The following is a 709-nucleotide window of genomic DNA, read 5'->3' on the forward strand; positions in this document are numbered from 1 at the left end:
GATAGCTTAAATGCCAAATTACCAAAATTACGTTTTTGTGGTTGACACACTGGGGCAACCGTTAAGTCCCACTCATCCGGCCAGAGCCAGAAAGCTTTTGAAGCAGGGTTTAGCCGCAGTGTTTAGGACTTATCCATTTACAATTATCCTCAAGAAAACCGTTGAGAACCCGGTCAATGAACCTAGTCGGATTAAGTTAGATCCAGGGGCATCAGTGACGGGTATTGCCTTAGTTAATCAGAGTCGGGACACAGTTATCTGGGGGGCTGAATTGGCTCATAGAGGAGATAGAATCCGAGCCAAGTTAACTGCACGTCGCGTGGTTCGTCGCCACCGTCGTTACCGAAAAACTCGCTACCGTCAAGCCAGATTCAATAACAGAAAGCGCGCATATGGATGGTTGGCTCCCAGCCTCAAACATCGAGTTGAAACCACCTTGACCTCGGTCAATCGACTGATTTCCTCATGCCCGATAACGGACATATCAATGGAGTTAGTACGATTTGACACCCAAAAACTGCTCAACCCGGAAATATCTGGAGTTGAATACCAGCAAGGGGTTTTGTTTGGATACGAGTTGAGAGAATATCTCTTGACGAAATGGCAACACCAGTGTGCCTACTGTGGTGGCCAAAATATCCCTTTAGAAATCGAACACATTCAGCCAAAAAGCCAGGGTGGTTCCGACCGAGTTAGCAATCTGGCTATT

Annotated in this window: 1 protein-coding gene; it reads left to right on the plus strand. The window is 46.8% G+C overall.

Going from position 1 to position 709, the window contains the following annotated elements; all coding sequences use genetic code 11:
* Positions 1-10: 10 nt before the first annotated feature.
* On the plus strand, positions 11-709 hold a 699-nt coding region (gene iscB, locus ACTIE0_RS24825), incomplete at its 3' end, for an RNA-guided endonuclease IscB (protein ID WP_439517073.1).

The organism is Limnospira sp. (assembly GCF_051859755.1).
Classification (GTDB): domain Bacteria; phylum Cyanobacteriota; class Cyanobacteriia; order Cyanobacteriales; family Microcoleaceae; genus Limnospira; species Limnospira fusiformis.